Annotated in this window: 3 protein-coding genes; all 3 read right to left on the bottom strand. The window is 51.2% G+C overall.

The genetic code is table 11. The features are described from left to right. Positions 1-123: 123 nt before the first annotated feature. Positions 124-492 (bottom strand): dihydroxyacetone kinase phosphoryl donor subunit DhaM, encoded by a 369-nt coding sequence (gene dhaM, locus F8N00_RS17745; RefSeq protein ID WP_255998986.1) that lies wholly within the window; start codon positions 490-492, stop codon positions 124-126. Then, on the bottom strand, positions 485-1,087 hold the full coding sequence (gene dhaL, locus F8N00_RS17740; protein ID WP_421018715.1) for a dihydroxyacetone kinase subunit DhaL: 603 nt from the start codon (positions 1,085-1,087) through the stop codon (positions 485-487). The genes dhaM and dhaL overlap by 8 nt, the downstream gene beginning before the upstream one ends. Before the next feature lie 24 nt (positions 1,088-1,111). Beyond that, positions 1,112-2,008 (bottom strand): dihydroxyacetone kinase subunit DhaK (gene dhaK, locus F8N00_RS17735; RefSeq protein ID WP_421018714.1); only part of this gene is annotated, 897 nt, incomplete at its 5' end.

Here is a 2,008-nt window from a genome sequence, read left to right as displayed (position 1 = left end):
CTGCAGCGAAGCGAAGCGGCGCGATGCTTGTCCCAGGAAAACGATTCGAAGCGAGCAAAAAAGCGCAATCCTTCTCGTTAGAGAACAATTGCACTTTGTCTTCAGCATCGAGGGCTTCACCAATTATTTACCGAACTCTTTTTTCAATCCGTCTTCAATCTCATCAACGGATTTCGACTGTCCGCTAAGAACAGCCGCTAAAAACGCGCCTTCGACGAGTGGTGCGTCGATAAACCGAACCGTCCGTTCGCCACTATATAGTTCAAGGGCCAGTTCCGTGTTCATCGTCGCAGAACCGATATCCGTTAAAACGACTCCATCATCGTCCAGTGTATTTAGTGTTTCTTCGATTCGCGTCGCGTCCGTTCCAATGCTACCGTCCTCAAGACCTGCTGCTATTAAGACTGGCGTATCCGGTGCCATCTCTGCCAACAGTTCCTTTAGTCCAGTCGCAAGCTTTTCACTATGGGAAACGAGTACAAGATTAACCATGAAGCACCTCCGCGATTTCGCCGAGTAACAACGCACTCGATAGACTACCTGGGTCCTGGACGCCTTCCGTCGCTTCACCGAAGTAAGACGCGCGCCCTTTCGTTGCGATGCGCGCTTTCGTATCAGCAAGCGCTTGATCGATTGCCGCTTTCAAATCCCCGTCTTGCGAGAGCGCCTCTTGGAACGGTGTCCAGATATCGACCATCGTCTTTTGACCGAATTCCGATTTCCCACGCGATTTGATGCCTTCCGTCGCTTCATGGAAAGCATCCGCGAGTTCTGCACCTTCGACTTCCGTTTTCCCTTTGAACGCACCAGCGAACTTAACGAATGCCGTGCCGTACAAAGGACCGGATGCCCCACCGACCGTCTTGATCAGCGTCATCCCGACCTCTTTCGATAAAGCTCCTAAGTCCTCATACTCGCCGTGTTCTTCTAACGTCTTTTGGACTGCTTGGAAGCCACGTGACATATTGATCCCGTGGTCCCCGTCACCGATTTCCCGGTCAAGGTCCGTCAATTCATCCTTGTGCTGTTCAATCTGTTCCGCTGCATTGATGAGCGCGCTTCGTAACTGTTCCGTCGTCAACTTCATCTTTGTACACCCCGTTTATCTGAATTAGAATCCAATCGCTTTCGTTTCTGCATCGAGATACCCAAGCAGTTCATCATCCACTGGTAAGAGCGTGATTGAGAATCCGTGCATCTCGAGCGACGTCATATAGTTTCCGACGAACGAACGGGCAATCTCGTAACCGTGTGCCTGAAGTTCTTCCGCGACGTATTTATACGTGATATACAGTTCGGATTCTGGTGTTCCACCCATCCCATTCACCATGACGGCGACTTTTTTGTCTGGTACCTCTTTCGTCAGACGATCGAGCAACTCTTTGACGATCGCATCAACGGAAGCGACTGCTTTTCGTTCAAGTCCTTTTTCACCATGGATCCCGATTCCGATTTCCATCTCGTCATCATGCAACTCAAAGCCTGGTTTGCCACTCTCTGGCATGTAACATGGTGAGAGTGCCATTCCGATCGAACGAACGCCCTGGATGACTTTTTCCGCAACTGCTTTGACTTCACTCAGTGATTTCCCTTCTGCAGCCGCAGCTCCGGCAATCTTATGGACGAAGACCGTTCCCGCAACCCCACGACGATCCTCTTCCTTTTTGATCGCGATGTCATCATTGACGACGACCGTGTCGACTTCGATGTCCTCGAGTTCAGCGAGTTCCTTTGCCATATCGAAGTTCATGACATCACCCGAGTAGTTCTTGACGACAAGAAGGACACCTTTTCCACCATGGGCTGCCTTGATGCCCTCGAGCACCATGTCCGGTGTCGGTGACGTGAAGACTTCCCCACAAACAGCCGCAGCAAGCATACCGTCCCCCACGAATCCAGCGTGCGCTGGTTCATGCCCACTTCCCCCACCAGAAACGAGTCCGACTTTTCCATCAAGCGGTACTTTTCGCGCGACGACATTGACCCCTTCGACCTTTTTATACAAATC

Source organism: Exiguobacterium sp. A1_3_1 (assembly GCF_048985645.1).
Lineage (GTDB): Bacteria > Bacillota > Bacilli > Exiguobacteriales > Exiguobacteriaceae > Exiguobacterium_A > Exiguobacterium_A indicum.
Note: the sequence above shows the minus strand (reverse complement) of the source record. Positions and strands in the feature narration are given on the sequence as shown.

Excerpts from the sequence above, each read along its gene's own strand:
- dhaM (WP_255998986.1), bottom strand. The coding sequence starts at position 492 with ATGGTTAATCTTGTACTCGTTTCCCATAGTGAAAAGCTTGCGACTGGA.
- dhaL (WP_421018715.1), bottom strand. The coding sequence starts at position 1,087 with ATGAAGTTGACGACGGAACAGTTACGAAGCGCGCTCATCAATGCAGCG.